A 17,734-nucleotide genomic window follows, 5' to 3' on the forward strand; every position below is an offset into this window, starting at 1 on the left:
ATATTTTAATCAATAACATAAGGACTACTTAACATGTCGTTGAAGCGACCATTTTTTGTCATCATACTAATATCAAGTTTGCTTTTGGGCTGTGATTCATCGGATAACATTCAAGTGCAGAATGTCGATGACAATCAACGCTTAAGTGATGTTGAATTACAAAAAATCCAAAAACAATCATTCCCTGCTGTTACAGGAATTTATAAATTTGGCTTTGATTTACGTGCTAGTCCACAAGAAGATACAGCACAATACCTACCCTTTTTAGACTATCTTAAACAAGCTACTGGCTACCAGTTTAAATTGCATTTTACCCCCAGAGGCAGTACCGCTGCAGATGAGTTAGGCTTAAATCATACTCAATTTGCTTCCATCGGTGCAACCAGTTTCCTTTATGCCCAAACTCGCTTTAACGCTATCACCCTAGTACGAGGGCTCAACCCACAAGGTAAAGCAGAATATCAATCCGTTTTTGTTGTCGCTCCCGATAGTGATATTAGTAGCATTAGTGATTTTATTGGTCGTAAACTGGCTTTTGGCAGTATGGATTCAACTCAGGGACATCTTATTCCTCGCATTATGCTCAATGACCATAATATAAATTTGCAAGCATTAAACAATTATCAGTATACCGGCTCACATCAAAATTGTGCCGAAGCGGTAGTTTCCAAAAAAGTAGATATCTGTGGAATGCAAGATCAATTAGCGAAAAAATTACAAGATGAGGGCAAAGTAAAAATCATTCATAGCTCACGTTATTATCCTTCTAGTGGTATAGCGGCTAATAAAGATGTGCCGTCAGAAGTTCGAGAAAAAGTGAAGCAAGCCTTATTGGATTTCGATCCAATAGGTGCTGATAGTGCCACCATGTATCATTGGGAACGCACTGAAATGCCCAAAGGTTTTACCGATAGTAAAGATGGTGATTATGCTGAATTACGTCAATGGTCGATTAAGCTCGGTTTTTTGCCTGAGCCAGAAACAGCGGTATCGGAAGAAAAACAATGAGACTTACCCAACGTATTTTTTTATTAATTTTCATTACTGTCTCACTCAGTAGTCTGGGCAATTTTTTCCTCACCCAATACCAGGAATATGAACTACTAATGTGGCTATACTTAACCGGACACACAACTTAAAATAACTAAAAGATAAAAAGTGTGACCTAAAATGAATGATCAAACAAAAAAACCGAATAAAAGCTATACATCAGAATTTAAAGAATCAGCTGTCAAATTAGCTAATGAGACGGATCAACCCGTTTCTCAGACTGCCAGGGAGCTAGGTGTTAATGTAAATACTCTACATACCTGGATCAGTAAATATTCCAAACCGGTGAAGACGGTAGCCAATAGAAGTGATGAACACATTTATGATGAAGTAAAACGTCTGAAAAAGAATTGGCAAAAGTGATTCAGGAGCGTGATTTATTAAAAGGCCACAGCGTACTTTGCAAGGGAAACTTTGTGAAGTACGCATGGATAACTGATCAGGCTAAAGATTACCCGGTAACGATTCTGTGCCGTTTTATGGATGTTTCCGTAGTTGCTATTATGATTGGGTTAGCTCTCCTAAAACGGATAGAGAGAAAGAAAATGAAGCGCTTACTGAGCAGCTAAAAAACTGTTTGAAGACAGTCGCAAGACTTATGGAACCCGTCGTCTTAAAAGAAAACTGGCTGAAAAAGGCGTTCATATAAGCCGCCGGAGAATTGGTCGATTAATGAAAAAGCCGGTTTGTTTTGTAAAACGAAGAGACGCTTTAAAGCGACGACTAATTCCAAGCATAATAAGCGTATATCTCCAAATTTACTGGAAAGAGAGTTTACTGTCTCTCAACCTGATCGCTACTATGTGGGTGATATTACCTATATTGCCACCAAGGAAGGCTGGTTATATTTAGCGGTTGTCATTGACTTATTCTCTAGGCAAATTGTTGGCTGGTCGATGGATGAGCGAATGAAAGCCAAGCTAGTCAATGATGCTTTACTGATGGCCATATGGAAGCGTAAACCAATGGATGGATTGCTTTGGCATACTGACCGAGGTAGCCAATATGCCTCTGATAGTCATAGAAAAATATTGTCGGATCATAACATAATTCAGTCTATGAGCCGCAAAGGAAATTGCTGGGACAATGCTGTATCAGAGAGCTTCTTTCATAGTTTGAAAACTGAATTGACGCACCATTGTCGATTCAAAACCAGAGTAGAAGCAAAGCAGGCAATATTTGAATATATTGAGGTATTTTATAATCGGGAGCGACTTCATTCGGCTAATGATTATTTGTCACCAGTCGATTATGAAATACAGCAGGAAATAGCTTAAATCGATTGATTGAAGAGGGGTAAAGGCGACATAAATGCCGCCCATTACCGTTGACGGCCATCGGCTCCTCAGCCTGTGCCGTGAAGATATTGTAACAGGATCATTACCGTTGTGAAAATACCTTGGGTGAATGGAACGGCTCTATCGTTCCAGAGGGCAAAGCCCTTTCTCTTCATCTGTTTAAAGTTAACATGAGAAACTAAAATGATAGGAAATACAAAATGACAAAAATCACTTGAAACAGCCAAAAAAATATTTAGAAAACTGTCCGGAAAAGTGTTGACACATCAATAAGCACATCATGTTGACTGTAATCACACTTTCCTTGTACTCGGCTATCTTTGATTGCATGAAAGTGCAGTGAGATGGCCTGTTTCAGGGCAGAAAAACTTAAATGTTTTTTTTGCTGACTTAAAGAGGCCAAAATTCACAGTACCAAGCATATAAAAGGGAAATATTTTTTAACATGAAGTCATTCAACCAATTGAAAAACAAGAGTTTGATCTCTTGTTTCTCAAAATGCAAGCTTTTTATTCGATTTTTTTAATTTTGCTAAAGTTACTGCGAAAAGTTTTTTTATTTCTGCTTGGTAAGCACCACTACAACTCAATTGTTCATCTCAGCGAGAATTGCTGTCGATTAATGCTCTAAGCTGACGTTCACTATTAGGACTATGAACTAGTGCTGTCGTCCCTGACTAGCAGGTTATGTAATTTTAAGAACTAATGGTGGTAACTCAAAATAACGATTATTAGAAAATTATTTCTCCTATAAAACGGTACAACAGCCCATAAAATCATTGTACTCATGCTAAAAATGGAAAAATTTAGGGGTAAGATTAGAAAACGAGCAAGCAGGTTTTCCCTTAAAGATTAAGAGAATTTCATATTATTTTAATTTCTCAAAACAAGGAACTCCCATAGCTAACATTACATCACAATCCACAATTTTTGCTTTGGCTTTTAATTTGTCAGCTAGATGTATAACGTATGCTCGTCCATTGGAACATGCAACATTATAGTACACTGCATTCTCAGAATCTGTTCCTTGTAAGAAATTAACAGTTGCTGAACAAGGCGTACCACTGGCCTTTAATATACTGGAAAGGTTTTTATTTTTCTCTTTATTGCTCATGGTAAGAAACTGCACATACCATATATTTGCATACTTTTCAGTGGATCTATCTTTTTTAACTTCGTTAGATTTAATATTTGAGCTATTCACACCATACATTTTTTCAATTTTAGAACCTTTGCAAGGACTGTCTTGGTAACTAATACCTCCTTTTGCATCAACACATTTAAATGCATTTACCTGAGTGGAACCTTTAATTATAGTTAAGTGCTCTTGGAGCTCCTTGGCAAGAGTCATGGCTGAAGAAAGATTATTAGAAGCATCCGACGACAAATCGGTGCTTATTTCATTTAATTTATCAGAATAATTATCTATTTTATCAAATTTACTAATAATCAAACCCATCTCTTTTTCTAGCTTTCTCGCTTTACTACAATATCCACGCATATCACTAAAGTGCATATCGACATCAGAGCCACATTTATTTACATAACCTTTGTAGGTCACAATCAGCTCTTTGAATTTTTTTGTCCCTTCAATTAATACACCTCTTTCATCACTACTAATAGAATATGAATTTAAAGGTATTAGCATTGCCATTATAGTAAATATTAATATTTTCATTAGATTCTCAATTTATTCCACTTTATCGTGGCTGATAAGAGGAATTCTATGGTTTTTATTAGCAAACAGCTAAAATAACAGTTTATATGAAGGTAGTATGGGGTGACCCAAATAGTCCCTCATTAGCTAGAATATTATCATTATTCTAGAAGACCGTCTTGGCCACCCATGATCTAAACCCAGTGTAATACAAATAATAAGCTGAAACAAATACTATTGTGACAGTAATGTTTGAATGTCGTACAGATATATTCTATACTCTCCATTGTAGCCGTCATCCCGATTAAATGGAGTTAATCAAATGCCCACACCAAGAAGCCAACAAATTAGCCTTTCAGATACCCCTTACTATCATTGCATCTCTCGCTGTGTCCGCAGAACGTTCTTATGTGGTATCGATAGCGTCACCAACAAAGATTACAGTTACCGTAAACAATGGTTCATTGAACGACTGGCCTTACTATCAAAAACCTTTGCCATTGACGTCTGCGCCTACGCTATTATGTCCAATCACCTGCACACAGTATTGAAAATCAACGCCTCACTTGCCCAAAGTTGGTCAGATGAAACCGTAATACAACACTGGCAACAACTTTGTTCAATTCCAGTATTGGTAGACCGCTACCTTAATGGTAAATGTCATTCTAAGGCTGAGCAAAATAGGGCACAAGAAACCATTGCCGTCTTCAGAGACCGGTTAATGGATATCAGTTGGTTCATGCGTTGCCTCAATGAACACATTGCTCGCAGAGCCAATGCTGAAGATAAATGTACAGGTCGTTTTTGGGAAGGACGTTTTAAGAGCCAGGCATTGCTTGATGAGCAAGCCATTCTTAGCTGCATGGTCTATGTTGATTTAAATCCCATTAGAGCGGATATCAGCCAAACATTAGAAGACTCTGATTACACCTCAGTAAAACAGCGTATCGACTCAATTAAAAAGACAAAAAGCATTAGCAAAAAAATAACGCAACAAAGCACAGCCACTATTAAGCTCGCCCCCTTTATCGGTAGCTCACTCAAATACAAGGGTATTGCCTTTGATCTTAATGACTATCTGGAACTTGCAGAATGGACGGGACGAATAAAGAGGGATGATAAACGAGGCTATATCAAATCGGGCACTCCCGCTATATTACAAAAATTACAACTCAATGAAGATACTTGGCTAGAAACAGTCGATGGTTTTTCAAAGGGCTTTCATTCCTTTGTTGGCCCGGAAGAACAATTAAAATCCTTATGTCTGAAACAAAAACGGCATTGGGTGCGCGGTATTAATTTGTGTAGGAAATTATTTAAAATCAATTCTGCCGCCCCCATCACGACTTAAACATAACAGCCTACCAAAGCACACACCTTAGCAGAACAGTGCAGGCCTCCCTTGTTCGTCATGCAGAGCAACTCATTCAATTAGCTACTTTTACTACCCACTCCACTGAAAAATATTCAATTTTTTTAAATTCATATTTCGAGAAGAAATTTTTTACAATTTAGCTTTGATATTGCTTTTTATTAGGTGGGTGGCAATAAAGACTTACCCCACTGAAAAATATTCAATTTTTTAAATTCATATTTCGAGAAGAAATTTTTTACAATTTAGCTTTGATATTGCTTTTATTAGGTGGGTGGCAATAAAGACTCTTGATAAAGACTCTTGGCTACCTGATTTAGCTACCGGTTGATATATACCTTTGCAGCTTCTTTTAATTCTTGAGAGAACTTAGCTCTTTTAAGCTCATAATCAGAAGGAAACCCAACCATATCAATAATTTCATGGCATTTCTCGAAAACAGAAACGTATGATTTATTATTTGAATTCAAAGACTTAATTATTTTACTTGCATACTTATCGGCTTTGTTTGATGCAGAAACAATATTATCAACCTTTTCATGAAGCACCCATTTAAACAGCTGAATGATATGCCAGCGCAATTTTGTGTATTTTTGTGCGTTAGCCTTTCGACCGTTAATTAATGTGTTGTAATGTGGCTATACTTAACCGGACACACAACTTAAAATAACTAAAAGATAAAAAGTGTGACCTAAAATGAATGATCAAACAAAAAAACCGAATAAAAGCTATACATCAGAATTTAAAGAATCAGCTGTCAAATTAGCTAATGAGACGGATCAACCCGTTTCTCAGACTGCCAGGGAGCTAGGTGTTAATGTAAATACTCTACATACCTGGATCAGTAAATATTCCAAACCGGTGAAGACGGTAGCCAATAGAAGTGATGAACACATTTATGATGAAGTAAAACGTCTGAAAAAGAATTGGCAAAAGTGATTCAGGAGCGTGATTTATTAAAAAGGCCACAGCGTACTTTGCAAGGGAAACTTTGTGAAGTACGCATGGATAACTGATCAGGCTAAAGATTACCCGGTAACGATTCTGTGCCGTTTTATGGATGTTTCCCGTAGTTGCTATTATGATTGGGTTAGCTCTCCTAAAACGGATAGAGAGAAAGAAAATGAAGCGCTTACTGAGCAGCTAAAAAACTGTTTGAAGACAGTCGCAAGACTTATGGAACCCGTCGTCTTAAAAGAAAACTGGCTGAAAAAGGCGTTCATATAAGCCGCCGGAGAATTGGTCGATTAATGAAAAAGCCGGTTTGTTTTGTAAAACGAAGAGACGCTTTAAAGCGACGACTAATTCCAAGCATAATAAGCGTATATCTCCAAATTTACTGGAAAGAGAGTTTACTGTCTCTCAACCTGATCGCTACTATGTGGGTGATATTACCTATATTGCCACCAAGGAAGGCTGGTTATATTTAGCGGTTGTCATTGACTTATTCTCTAGGCAAATTGTTGGCTGGTCGATGGATGAGCGAATGAAAGCCAAGCTAGTCAATGATGCTTTACTGATGGCCATATGGAAGCGTAAACCAATGGATGGATTGCTTTGGCATACTGACCGAGGTAGCCAATATGCCTCTGATAGTCATAGAAAAATATTGTCGGATCATAACATAATTCAGTCTATGAGCCGCAAAGGAAATTGCTGGGACAATGCTGTATCAGAGAGCTTCTTTCATAGTTTGAAAACTGAATTGACGCACCATTGTCGATTCAAAACCAGAGTAGAAGCAAAGCAGGCAATATTTGAATATATTGAGGTATTTTATAATCGGGAGCGACTTCATTCGGCTAATGATTATTTGTCACCAGTCGATTATGAAATACAGCAGGAAATAGCTTAAATCGATTGATTGAAGAGGGTAAAGGCGACATAAATGCCGCCCATTACCGTTGACGGCCATCGGCCCTCAGCCTGTGCCGTGAAGATATTGTAACAGGATCATTACCGTTGTGAAAATACCTTGGGTGAATGGAACGGCTCTATCGTTCCAGAGGGCAAAGCCCTTTCTCTTCATCTGTTTAAAGTTAACATGAGAAACTAAAATGATAGGAAATACAAAATGACAAAAATCACTTGAAACAGCCAAAAAATATTTAGAAAACTGTCCGGAAAAGTGTTGACACATCACAAGACTATTATCAAGCAATTCAATACGTTGGGCCGTAAAGTTTTTAATCTCAATAACAATATTACCCTTAGTATCACAGATATCAATATCACAATGAATGAGTTTGTCATTTTATCTTGTAGACGAATAATATGACTAAAATAATGATCACCATTTAATGGCTGATACATCCTAATTTGATCAATCTTAATAGGGAAAAGACACAATTAGCTTTTTTGTATCGTTATTATCCAGTGTTGTAGGCGCAATAATATTTGCCAGGTGACAACCAATAAAAGCTTGTACTGATGAGTCGAGAATTCCAGGTGTAAATTACTGGTACTCGCACGTTTATTTTCATCCGAAATAATAATTTCAGCTAAGACTTCATCACGATTACTATGAATTGTATTCAAATTCCGATAAAACTGACCATAATCAATTCCTGCATGACTAAAATAGTCATAAATCTGGCTATGAGTAAATTGATGCTTCAAGCGCATTTTATCGCAGCAATGTCTTTGGTATTTTTTCACAAAGTCTCTAGTATCAATATTACCACTCAAATACGCTTGTGCCCCTGCTCACCCGATGGAATAACAAAAATTGCTTATTATTTTGCTGAAAAACAATATCAAAATCACCTTCATCCTGGGCATTTTTTTGAAAACCAAATTATCCAATACGTTTGCTATCTGACCGTAAGCCAGCTTATAACTATGAGCGATTAATTCACACTGTCCAATACCCGGCATCAGAGATTCATTAATATTTAAGCGGGAAAAAATAGGATTGTTTTTATCGGGTGAAATTGTATATCGCCCTAATCCAACCTGTTTCATCATTGAATTAAAGAAATCATCATTATTCAAGGTGTTTTGCTGAATCCATGCTTCTTTCTTTGGAACGGATAGGTAGGTATATTAATCAACTTCCCACGTGATGAAGATACACTATAATTTTTATTGTTAGTTTGAGCTTCATATCCTTTATTGTCTATTAATCTTGCTTTTGAAGCCTCGATTAAATCTTTTTCTGATGGCTCATTGGCATCATCTACAACATCGTATTGACTGGCATAATAACAATTGTCCCAATTAAAATTAAGGCCATCGACATACAGTTTTCCCATTATCTTAATCAAGTGTAATTGCTGCTTATTAGAAAATCTTTATTGATACCATTGGATAATGCAACCACTTTTGAGTCTGCTGAATTATTGTCAATACTGATTCGATCTTCATTCTTTTTATAATTTGGGAGTGAGGATTCCAGCCAACAATGTGGATCAATAATTTCTTGACAGTATTCACTCAGAGTATTCGATGAACCCACCTCAAGGAATCGGGTAAAACCTTTATCTAAAATATATTGAATGCCATGTTCAAAACTGGATAATGAATTGATGTGTTCAATCCAATAATATTTATTATTTTCCAAACTATTAACAAAATCACCAATATAGGATGAAATCCATGGCCTGATCGGTGCTTTAAAATTAATTTCATCCAACATTCTGCTAAATTTGTTTATTTTTATTGGACTGAGATTATTGAATGAATAGTGGATATCCAAATACTTAAAAGTAACATTATTATCATGTAAAATTTTAATTATTTGATCACAATTATTTCTCACACATTGTATGGTAATTGAATTGTGACTATTCAGTGAAAATATCTTAGGTTGATAATCTGCTTTTGGCTAATAACTTTAAATGTTTCCAAATTACACTCTAGCTCTAGCGTAATTGCATCACAGCAAGAAGGAGTGCTATTACATTCCAATAGCTCCACTCGTGCTAAGAGCATTTTTATCGCATCGTCAAGAGTAATGGCATCAGAAACACATGCAGCAACATAATCCCCTACACCAAAACCTAATACAGCACCTGGTGTGATGCCTTTTGCAACCAAATCTGAGCCAGAGAATAATCAAACACAAAAGCCAGTAGTTGATTGATTTTTGCTGATTCAAGCACCTTACTACTGACCGGTTCGGTTAATAGTGAAACCAACGATAGATTAAGATTGTTTTGGCCATAGTTTTTAGCTGCTTTAGATTCAAGTGCATCAAAAATGATCTGACAATGGACAACTGACTTTCTAAACTCAGGTTCAAAATCATAAAGCGTCTTGGCCATTGCGGAAATACATTGAGTTCGCCAGAGAAAATAAAACCGGATTATTTTTCGAAGGTTTAATATCTTTCCGGGCAATTAACACTTTTTTCTGTTCTAATTCCTGAGCAGTTTTTGTCAAAGAAAATTCAGAGAGTAATAAGCGTAAATGGGGAATTGAATTACAAACAAATGCCGCTCGATTATCACTAAAATGTGATTTTTAGCATTTAAACTATAGCAAATATCAACCAGTTCATGTTCCTGATGATTAGCCAAAAACACTTTTAAATCATCAATTGATTTTGAAAAAGCTTTTTATGATGTGCTGATATTGTTACCATTTGATAGACATTGGATGGCTTTTGTCGTTTCACTTCAACTTGGTCATATTCTTCCATCACCAAATGACAATTTGTCCCGCCAAAGCCAAAGGCATGAACCCCTGCCCTTCTCTTTTCGTGGCTTGTATCCCAGTCTTTTAATGTTTGATTAATATAAAAAGGTGACTGAGAAAAATTAACTGAGGTTTTTCTTTCTTAAAATTAATGGTCGGAATTAATTTTTATTATATAAAGATAATGACGTTTTTATAATTGACGCAATACCTGATGCGGCTAACAAATGACCTATATTATTTTTAACTGTACCTATAGCACATTGTTGTATTGAGGCATTAGCCTCTTTAAAACATTACTTAATGAGCGTAATTCAATAAGATCACTGATTTCAGACCCTGTTCCATGTGCTTCTATATATGAAACAGAAGCGGATCAATACCGGATTTTTATACGCTTCTTTGATGACTGAAACCTGTCCCTGCGGATTAGGTGCCATAATGCCCAATGAACGTCCGTCATTATTAACAGCTGAACCTTTTATCACTGAAAAACTCGATCACCATCTGCTACCGCTTGTTTATAAGATTTAACGATAATTGCTCCAGCACCCTCGCCTGGAATAAAGCCATCAGCACTTTCATCAAAGGCATTACATTGATCACCATGTGACAAAGCGCCCGCCTTACTAAACATCACATAGGGTGCAGATGAATACAGTGGACCCCATTGTCAAGACAGCTTTCTCAAATATTAAGATATAATTCTGTTGGTTATTTATAGTATTAGTCTTATCCACATATCCACAGGTCTGCCAGTAGTCCAGAGACGCTTGCGATATATCTCAGGGCTACTGGCTTGGCCTGTGGATATGTGGACAAGGCGGTTGCCAATAAAGTTGATTATCCTCTCATCATGCTGCCCGTTTTAAGTCTGGAACAACTTCTTTCATCACGCCATAGATCTCTGCAGGCGTTTTTCCACCGTGTGTACTGTGTGGTCGTTCATGGTTGTAAAACTCAAAATATTCCTTTAATGAGCTCTTTAGCTCATCAATACTTTGTAATCCTTGAGGTAAATTTCCTCATATTTTACACTTCGCCAGAGTCGTTCAATCATAATGTTATCCATTGCTCTGCCTTTGCCGTCCATGCTGATTTTTATATCATTGGCCTTTAGAACACCTGTAAATGCTCTGCTAGTATATTGAGCACCTTGATCCGTATTGAAGATTTCTGGCTTTCCATATCGTCGCAGTGCTGTTTCCAGACTACTGATACAAAAGCTTTCTTCCATGCTGGTTGACACTTCCCAGGACAGCACAAAACGGCTACTCCAGTCCATAACAGCACTTAGGTAGACAAATCCATGTGGCATCCGTAAATACGTGATATCTGTGCACCAAACCTGGTTATTCCTATTAATATCAATTCCTTTGAGCAAATATGGATAGAGGTTATTTACTTTGCAAGGCTTGCTGGTATTGGGTTTTGGTGCCACTGAAACCAATCCCATGATCCGCATAAGCCGTTGAACTTTTTTACGATTAATTTTATAACACGCGGATTCAACTCTGAAGTGCAACGCAGGAAATTCCAGTTCTTGCAAATGATTTTTTCATTGCCTGGAATGGTGTTTGAAAGCCGAGTGCCTTTCTAGGTCTATTATTAAGTTTTTCCATCATGTTGTAAACCTCTTTATCAGTCACTTCTTTAAAGTCTGTATCTTTAGGAAAATATTGTCTAATCAGTCCATTAGTATTTTCATTTAACCCTCGCTCCCATGAAGAATAAGGGTGGGCAAAATAAAATGCTGTATCAAGAGCTTTGCTTACCTGCTCATGATAAGCAAACTCTTTACCATTGTCTGCGGTAATACTATGAAGCCTGTCTTTAAAGGGTTTAAGCAATTGTATTGTTGCTTGTGTCACCCAATCAGCCTGTTTGCCATTCACTCTTGCTACTAATGTGTAAAGCGTTTTTCTTTCTACAATCGTGACCAGAGCACCACTGTGTCCTTTACCGATCACTGTATCAATTTCCCAGTCACCAACACGACGTTTATCATCAACAATCTTAGGACGGTCATCAATGGAAATTCGATTAATTATTTGTCCTCGACTGCTTTTACCGTTACTACCACGCTTTTGGTATTTCTTTCCCTGACGCCTTAAATACTGATGTAAATCACCACCTTGCTTCTTATCATCCCATATGTGTTGATAAATACGTTCATGGCTAAGAAGTAGCATTTTGTCATTCAGTAACCAACCTGATATCTGTTCAGGACTCCACTGGTGCTGTGAAAGCTTTTCATCAATAAGGGCAATCATGTCATCCGTCATTTTAATTGCTTTAGAAGCATTGTAGCGACGCTTAACGGCTTTTTCTTGAGCTTGCTTAAATCGATAGCCACGTAAACCAGCGTTGCGTTTAATTTCACGGCATATAGTAGATTTACTCACCTCAATCGCCTGAGCAATTTTAGACTGGGAAATGCCATTTTTAATCTCAGTCGAAATGTAGTATCTTTGTTCTTGTGTCAATTGCTTGTAAGTTCTCATAAGTCACTTTACTCTTGCAGGAGAAAATGGCCGATTTTACAAGCAATTGGCCATTTTTTCGAGCAAATCATTGCTGTACTTATGATTTTTTAGTAGCGCCGTCAGGCGCTGTTCATGAAATTCCCGGTGGCCATCGCTACGCTCGGCCACCCCGGGAATTTCATGAGCCAGCGATAAACCAGCAAATATCACAAATACAACCAAATAGTGTTGCACTTATGAGTTGAATCTAAGACATTTCAATCTTAATGCATTACGAATTTGACGACTGCCATAGAATGGATGTTTTATGTACAACTCATCAATCAAATTCATTAATGTTAAATCTTTATTTTGCAGAGGCTTTTTAGGTTGATAGTAATAGCTTGAACGGTTCAGGCCGATAAGCTCACATTGTTTTTGATGCTCAACTGAGGGTGCTCTTTTTCTATGCAACACCGCTTTTCTGCTCTACTCAGTTGAACATCTTCAACTTTTTGACAGCCAGTCAGCCTCTACTTTTAGTTGACCTATTTGGCTGTACAGGTGTTCTTTTTCCTTTTCATGTTCAGCATCTTTATTCTCTAATTTTTTGAAAAAGTATCGGCTGCACCATCAAGCATCTGCTTTTCCAGCTATTGACCTGGGTGGTGTGCACTTCAAATTCTGACGCAATTTCTGCGACTGTTTTTGACCTTTCAAAGCCTCAATGGCTACTTTTGCTTTAAATTTGTTGTTGAATGTTTTTCTTTTTGTGCTCATTTTTTTGTTCCCCGTTAGGTTAGCTCTTATATCTTAACCTATTGTCCAGTTTTCGGGGTCCACTATAGAAAGGTTTAATTGAATCCCCCCCACTAAAGCCATGTCACATTCGCCAGAAAGAATACTATTGCTAGCCAAATGCAAGGCCACCAGTGCAGATGAACAGCCAGTATCAATAGTCAGGGCTGGGCCATTGAGATTGTAGGTATGAGCCACTCGTGCCGCTATCATATTGGTTAAATTACCCGTCATGGTACTGGCATGAATATCAACCGTATCAAAACGATTGATAAAGTTTTCCATATAACCATTAAACCCGGCACCCACATAAACACCGACTTTCTTGTCTTTAGGTTTAATATAGCCTGAGTTTTCTAATGCTAGCCAGGCAATTTCAAGAAACAAGCGCTGCTGAGGATCCATTTGTTGGGCTTCATCTTCTGGGATATTAAAAAATTCAGCATCAAATTCACGGATATCTTCTAAAAATCCACCCCATTTTGAATAACTTTTATTGGGTTCCTTGCCGGTAGGATCAAAAAATTGTTCGACATCCCAACGATCTTTGGGGATTTCTGAGATACAATCTTTTCCTTCCGTAAGAGTTTCCCAAAAGCGTCTTAAATTGTAACTGCCGGGAAAACGACAGGACATGCCAATAATGGCAATATCATTATCCTGATTATTTGCTGTTTGTTCAGTACCTGAAGCTTTATTACTGCCTTGCTCAGTCTGTTCAACAGATGTTAGATTTTCACATAATTGAAGATTATTGCTGACAATATAATTCGCGATGTCACTAATAGTCTGATAATTACTAATCACATCCTGTGCAATTGAACAGCCTATATTCTCTTCTGCTAAGGCTATCATTTCGACAGCCTTAATTGAATTTCCACCTAGCTGAAAAAAAGAATCATTTAATCCAATACGACTGATGGGTAATTGCAGTATATTGGCCCATACTTCTTTCAGTATTAACTCTATCTTGGTTTGCAATTCATACTGGTTTAATTGAATTGTTGCGTTTGCGGTTTTAATGTCATTTGAGTTATTATCAGATCGAGATGGATGCTCAACAGCAATTAATTGTTCAGTTGTATAGCTGTTATATTTAAATAATTTTTTTTGAAAACTGGCTATCATTTCATTGCGTTGTAACTTGCCGCTGGTTGTTTTTAATACCTGACCGGCTTTAAGAGCAATAAAAAAGTCAGGTGAAAAACCGAATAAGAAATTTATTTTATCTCTTACTTTATTCAACACAATTTGTGTAGCAAGTTCTTTGTCATCGGCTAGAAGACGCAGTTTTTTATTGTCAGGAACAACAAAGACAACAATTTTTTCCAGCCCGGAATCAATATCCTGATAGCCGCCAGCCACAACCTGAGCAACGTCCTCAAGTTCCATTGCCTCATGCTCAAGATCATGAGCATAAAAATTTTGTCCATTTACAAAAATAATATCTTTTGAGCGACCTGTTAGTGTTAAACGTTCATCATGAATAAAACCAATATCACCCGTTCTGACCCAACCATCAACATGGTTAAACGCTGCTGTCGCTTCTGGGTTGTTATAGTATCCAGAACTAACATTAGGCCCTTTAATTTGGATATGACCAATTTGATTGTCATTCAATACACGATCTTTATCATCAAGTACGCGTAATTCCAAGCCACTGATAGGATACCCCTCTACCATAAACAAAATAGAGTTTTTGTCATCTTCCAGAACATACTCTACATCTTCACCAATGCCTAGTTTTAAACGATTCAGGGAAATATGATCATTCTGATGCCCCAAGTGTGCAAAAGAGACACCTAAACAAGCTTCCGCCATGCCATAAACTGGACACATGGCATCGCTTCTTAAGCCACACAAATCACCTAATTTTTTCATAAAACGCTGGGTAAGAGAAACAGAAATAGGTTCTGCACCATTACAAATCAAACGTAAACTAGATAAATCAAACTTGGCAAGTTCTTTATCTGATAGTTTATCTAAGATACGCTTTAAACCAAAATTGGGTGTCGATGTAAAAGTGATTTTATGATCAGAAATTTTTTGCAGCAGTAATTGTGGACGTTTTACAAATGCAAAGGGAGACATTTGATAAGAAGATGACGTGGTTAAAATCGAAGTGAGGAATGAACCAATTAAGCCCATGTCATGGTAAAAAGGCATCCAATTAATAATTATTTCAGATGAGTTTAATTCAGAGGCTTCAGCCAAACTATGGATATTAGCAATCAAATTTTTATGCTTTAAAATCACACCTTTGGGATTTCCGGTACTGCCTGATGTAAATTGTAAAAAAGCAATGTCATCAGGCTGAACAGAAAATATTTTTGCATCATCTGAATCTTTTTGAAACACTTCAAACATCAATGGCTTGATCGTTTGAGCATCCATATCATTGAGAATTTTACCACTGTCCGATGATGGATCAGCCAATGCTTTTATTAGTGCAGAAGGAATATAATCGGTAACAATATAAGGCTTATTTAAAAGATGCCAAATATAGGTGAATTTTTCAAAGCCATTTTTCCCAGGATCTATAGCAAAACTACTGGCAACTGGAGCAGGAATAATTCCACCTAATATAGCCCCCCAATAAGCGATAGCAAATTTATACTTATCATTAATTTGTATAATAAGCTTATCACCTGGCTTTATTCCCTTTGCCTGTAAACCAGCGAGAAAAGATTGAGCCTCTAGTAATAATTGAGAAAAACTTAGCCAGTTTTCATCACCATTATCTGAGACAAATGTAATACCACGTTCTGGCGCTTCAAAGGCCGCTTTAAAAAGCAGTTCATTTAATGTTTTGGGGGCATTCGGTAAATAAATAATAGAACGTGCTATCGTATGTGAAGAAATATTATCTGCATACAATTCAAATTCTGAGGGACAACTTCCCTCAGAATTTGAATTATCACTATAGTCATTATTATTATAATTTAGCATGAACAAACCTTGTTTTTTTATAGAACTAAAGCGAATAAATTATTACTAATTTCAAATTCTGCTTAATATAAGCCTTTATAATTAGTACTTATATCCCAGTCCAAATTCAAGCGCATATTCTTCCAACCAGATATCAACACCTTCGGAGATACCTTCCCCCTTAACAGTTTCTTTGGGTGAGTAAAGAAAATTCATATTCAAGTCAATATTTTCACTAAATTGATGACTCATACCTGCGGTAAAATGCTCAGTAATAGTGGCTGGTGCCAGCATGGGGAATAAGGTGCCATTTTTTGGAATAATTTGATCCTGATACGCATAACCAACACGCCAAATGTATTTGGGTAAAGAGGCCATTTTAAATTGATAGCCCACTTTATAGACAATTGAATCTTCAAAACCAAAACCAGCACCGTCTTTATTGCCTAGAGGCACAATGGGTAAAGGATTATCCTCACTCGGATCCCTAAATAAATATTCAAATTTATTACCCGGTGCAGGTATTTGGCTATATTGAATCCATTGAACATCAAAACTCAAAGCAGAGGTTCTATTGGGTTTATAGGTCATACCAATATTGGTTATTGGTGCAAGGCTGAAATCGCCCTCATCAGCAAAAAGTCCTGTATATTTATCATGAGTTAATTTGATTTTAGAATAATAAGAAGCAGCAACACTAAACTGATCATTAATATTCCATTGGATACCGGTATTAAAACCTAAACCAAATGCCCAGTCACCTTCACCACTTTTAATTTTTCCTTGAGAAATCATCTGAAAAGCACCCAGACCCTTTGCTTTAAAGCGTTGAGCAGCTCCAACTAAACCGACCCCGATTGAAATGTCATCGGTTATTTTACTGGCAAAATGTAAGTTTGCCATGATCAACAAGAGATCCACTCCCGTTGAACCATCCATAAAGGTACCATTAATACCTTGTGTTTTGGTAAAGTTAACATCTTCCCCATTTATATTTGCAATCACATCAGGTGTATCATCACGGTCATATTCAGTTCCCATACCAGCACCATAAATTGAGAAGCCAATAGCATTACCATGAGGTAATTGTTTAACTATTCCCATAGATGGGATTAAAAAACCAATATCTGATTCCATCGCATTCTTAGAGCTTTCTATTGAATAAGTCTGATTAATAGCACCAAAGGCATCTCCGGCATTGGTTAAATTAAAACTTGAATTTGAATCAAATGTAGACTTACCCGGTGCTGAAATTTTATAGCCACGATTGGGTTTAAAGAGTTCACCACCCACATCCACTCTATCACCAACCCAAACAGCACCGGCTGGATTAGTTGCACCGGCCATAGCATCCTGAGGGTTAGCACTTCCTGCCCCACCCAATGCCTTATTAGCACCATAGCCATGCATAAGATAACCATTTGTGGCATAGGATGCAGAAGATATTCCGAAAATGAGTATACTTAAAAGAATTGAAGTATTAAGAATGGATTTAGAAAAAATAAATTTCAAATGTGAAAAAGACTTCT

19 protein-coding genes and 5 pseudogenes are annotated in these 17,734 nt (G+C 37.0%); 5 read left to right on the forward strand and 19 right to left on the reverse strand.

Annotated elements, in window-relative coordinates; all coding sequences use genetic code 11:
- Nucleotides 1-78 precede the first annotated feature (78 nt).
- From phnD to JEU79_RS14660, 3 genes and pseudogenes are all read left to right on the forward strand, one after another.
- The gene (phnD, locus tag JEU79_RS14655) at nt 79-1,008 is read left to right on the forward strand and encodes a phosphate/phosphite/phosphonate ABC transporter substrate-binding protein (RefSeq protein WP_198264699.1); all 930 of its coding nucleotides are present in this window, start codon (nt 79-81) and stop codon (nt 1,006-1,008) included.
- Entirely contained in the window at nt 1,005-1,139 is a 135-nt protein-coding gene (locus JEU79_RS27500) for a hypothetical protein (protein ID WP_281400919.1), read from the forward strand. The genes phnD and JEU79_RS27500 overlap by 4 nt, the downstream gene beginning before the upstream one ends.
- Before the next feature lie 31 nt (nt 1,140-1,170).
- Nucleotides 1,171-2,327 (forward strand): annotated as a pseudogene (locus JEU79_RS14660) (IS3 family transposase).
- A gap of 888 nt (nt 2,328-3,215) precedes the next feature.
- On the opposite strand, the gene JEU79_RS14665 reads toward JEU79_RS14660, so the two are convergent.
- Nucleotides 3,216-4,025: a hypothetical protein gene (locus JEU79_RS14665; RefSeq protein ID WP_198264700.1), complete on the reverse strand. Its 810-nt coding sequence runs from the start codon at nt 4,023-4,025 to the stop codon at nt 3,216-3,218.
- Between the two features lie 301 nt (nt 4,026-4,326).
- On the opposite strand from JEU79_RS14665, the gene JEU79_RS14670 reads away from it, so the two are divergent.
- Nucleotides 4,327-5,355: a transposase gene (locus tag JEU79_RS14670; protein WP_198264701.1), complete on the forward strand. Its 1,029-nt coding sequence runs from the start codon at nt 4,327-4,329 to the stop codon at nt 5,353-5,355.
- 341 nt (nt 5,356-5,696) lie between these two features.
- On the opposite strand, the gene JEU79_RS14675 is transcribed toward JEU79_RS14670, so the two are convergent.
- Nucleotides 5,697-5,924 carry a hypothetical protein gene (locus tag JEU79_RS14675; RefSeq protein WP_198264702.1) on the reverse strand — a complete coding sequence of 76 codons (228 nt, stop codon included), beginning with the start codon at nt 5,922-5,924 and terminating at the stop codon, nt 5,697-5,699.
- Between the two features lie 148 nt (nt 5,925-6,072).
- On the opposite strand from JEU79_RS14675, the pseudogene JEU79_RS28680 reads away from it, so the two are divergent.
- Nucleotides 6,073-7,231 (forward strand): annotated as a pseudogene (locus JEU79_RS28680) (IS3 family transposase).
- Nucleotides 7,232-7,725: 494 nt separating this feature from the next.
- Here the strand turns inward: JEU79_RS28680 and JEU79_RS14695 are convergent.
- From JEU79_RS14695 to JEU79_RS14780, 17 genes and pseudogenes are all read right to left on the reverse strand, one after another.
- The gene (locus JEU79_RS14695; RefSeq protein ID WP_198264703.1) at nt 7,726-8,034 is read right to left on the reverse strand and encodes a polyketide synthase dehydratase domain-containing protein; all 309 of its coding nucleotides are present in this window, start codon (nt 8,032-8,034) and stop codon (nt 7,726-7,728) included.
- 48 nt (nt 8,035-8,082) lie between these two features.
- On the reverse strand, nt 8,083-8,370 hold the full coding sequence (locus JEU79_RS14700; RefSeq protein ID WP_198264704.1) for a hypothetical protein: 288 nt from the start codon (nt 8,368-8,370) through the stop codon (nt 8,083-8,085).
- Nucleotides 8,367-8,630 (reverse strand): hypothetical protein, encoded by a 264-nt coding sequence (locus JEU79_RS14705; RefSeq protein WP_198264705.1) that lies wholly within the window; start codon nt 8,628-8,630, stop codon nt 8,367-8,369. The genes JEU79_RS14700 and JEU79_RS14705 overlap by 4 nt, the downstream gene beginning before the upstream one ends.
- 8 nt (nt 8,631-8,638) lie before the next feature.
- A complete protein-coding gene (locus JEU79_RS14710; RefSeq protein ID WP_198264706.1) occupies nt 8,639-9,013 on the reverse strand; it encodes a hypothetical protein in 375 nt (124 codons plus the stop codon).
- Between the two features lie 364 nt (nt 9,014-9,377).
- Complete coding sequence (locus JEU79_RS14715) at nt 9,378-9,641, reverse strand: hypothetical protein (protein WP_198264707.1); 264 nt, start codon at nt 9,639-9,641, stop codon at nt 9,378-9,380.
- Complete coding sequence (locus JEU79_RS25780) at nt 9,622-9,759, reverse strand: hypothetical protein (RefSeq protein ID WP_214660580.1); 138 nt, start codon at nt 9,757-9,759, stop codon at nt 9,622-9,624. Before JEU79_RS25780 ends, JEU79_RS14715 begins: the two co-directional genes overlap by 20 nt.
- A gap of 145 nt (nt 9,760-9,904) precedes the next feature.
- Nucleotides 9,905-10,123: pseudogene (locus tag JEU79_RS28685) on the reverse strand (ketoacyl-synthetase C-terminal extension domain-containing protein); the annotation flags it as partial.
- Between the two features lie 52 nt (nt 10,124-10,175).
- Nucleotides 10,176-10,375, reverse strand: a pseudogene (locus JEU79_RS28690) (hypothetical protein); the annotation flags it as partial.
- Nucleotides 10,347-10,502 (reverse strand): hypothetical protein, encoded by a 156-nt coding sequence (locus JEU79_RS28695; RefSeq protein ID WP_198264708.1) that lies wholly within the window; start codon nt 10,500-10,502, stop codon nt 10,347-10,349. The gene JEU79_RS28695 and the pseudogene JEU79_RS28690, both read right to left, overlap by 29 nt.
- Nucleotides 10,499-10,654: a beta-ketoacyl synthase N-terminal-like domain-containing protein gene (locus JEU79_RS14740; RefSeq protein ID WP_281400920.1), complete on the reverse strand. Its 156-nt coding sequence runs from the start codon at nt 10,652-10,654 to the stop codon at nt 10,499-10,501. The genes JEU79_RS28695 and JEU79_RS14740 overlap by 4 nt, the downstream gene beginning before the upstream one ends.
- A gap of 214 nt (nt 10,655-10,868) precedes the next feature.
- Nucleotides 10,869-11,506 (reverse strand): annotated as a pseudogene (locus JEU79_RS14750) (IS3 family transposase); the annotation flags it as partial.
- 16 nt (nt 11,507-11,522) lie between these two features.
- Nucleotides 11,523-12,518: an IS30 family transposase gene (locus JEU79_RS14755; protein ID WP_198263143.1), complete on the reverse strand. Its 996-nt coding sequence runs from the start codon at nt 12,516-12,518 to the stop codon at nt 11,523-11,525.
- Nucleotides 12,519-12,554: 36 nt separating this feature from the next.
- Nucleotides 12,555-12,710 (reverse strand): hypothetical protein, encoded by a 156-nt coding sequence (locus JEU79_RS14760; RefSeq protein WP_214660582.1) that lies wholly within the window; start codon nt 12,708-12,710, stop codon nt 12,555-12,557.
- 24 nt (nt 12,711-12,734) lie between these two features.
- On the reverse strand, nt 12,735-12,956 hold the full coding sequence (locus JEU79_RS14765; RefSeq protein WP_214660583.1) for a hypothetical protein: 222 nt from the start codon (nt 12,954-12,956) through the stop codon (nt 12,735-12,737).
- 156 nt (nt 12,957-13,112) lie between these two features.
- On the reverse strand, nt 13,113-13,259 hold the full coding sequence (locus JEU79_RS14770) for a hypothetical protein (protein WP_198264713.1): 147 nt from the start codon (nt 13,257-13,259) through the stop codon (nt 13,113-13,115).
- A 33-nt stretch (nt 13,260-13,292) separates the two neighbouring features.
- Nucleotides 13,293-16,226: a non-ribosomal peptide synthetase gene (locus tag JEU79_RS14775; RefSeq protein WP_198264714.1), complete on the reverse strand. Its 2,934-nt coding sequence runs from the start codon at nt 16,224-16,226 to the stop codon at nt 13,293-13,295.
- 81 nt (nt 16,227-16,307) lie between these two features.
- Nucleotides 16,308-17,615, reverse strand: a complete 1,308-nt coding sequence (locus tag JEU79_RS14780; protein ID WP_198264715.1) for an OmpP1/FadL family transporter — start codon at nt 17,613-17,615, stop codon at nt 16,308-16,310.
- Between the last annotated feature and the right edge of the window lie 119 nt (nt 17,616-17,734).

It is taken from the genome of sulfur-oxidizing endosymbiont of Gigantopelta aegis, from assembly GCF_016097415.1.
In the GTDB taxonomy this organism is placed as follows: domain Bacteria; phylum Pseudomonadota; class Gammaproteobacteria; order GRL18; family GRL18; genus GRL18.

Bases quoted from the DNA above. Each gene is read 5' to 3' on its own strand.
- JEU79_RS14715 (WP_198264707.1), bottom strand. From the start codon at position 9,641: ATGGCCAAGACGCTTTATGATTTTGAACCTGAGTTTAGAAAGTCAGTT.
- JEU79_RS14780 (WP_198264715.1), bottom strand. From the start codon at position 17,615: ATGCATGGCTATGGTGCTAATAAGGCATTGGGTGGGGCAGGAAGTGCT.
- JEU79_RS14665 (WP_198264700.1), bottom strand. From the start codon at position 4,025: ATGAAAATATTAATATTTACTATAATGGCAATGCTAATACCTTTAAAT.
- JEU79_RS14770 (WP_198264713.1), bottom strand. From the start codon at position 13,259: ATGAGCACAAAAAGAAAAACATTCAACAACAAATTTAAAGCAAAAGTA.
- JEU79_RS27500 (WP_281400919.1), top strand. From the start codon at position 1,005: ATGAGACTTACCCAACGTATTTTTTTATTAATTTTCATTACTGTCTCA.
- JEU79_RS14705 (WP_198264705.1), bottom strand. From the start codon at position 8,630: ATGGGAAAACTGTATGTCGATGGCCTTAATTTTAATTGGGACAATTGT.
- JEU79_RS14775 (WP_198264714.1), bottom strand. From the start codon at position 16,226: ATGCTAAATTATAATAATAATGACTATAGTGATAATTCAAATTCTGAG.
- JEU79_RS14670 (WP_198264701.1), top strand. From the start codon at position 4,327: ATGCCCACACCAAGAAGCCAACAAATTAGCCTTTCAGATACCCCTTAC.
- JEU79_RS14710 (WP_198264706.1), bottom strand. From the start codon at position 9,013: ATGTTGGATGAAATTAATTTTAAAGCACCGATCAGGCCATGGATTTCA.
- JEU79_RS14755 (WP_198263143.1), bottom strand. From the start codon at position 12,518: ATGAGAACTTACAAGCAATTGACACAAGAACAAAGATACTACATTTCG.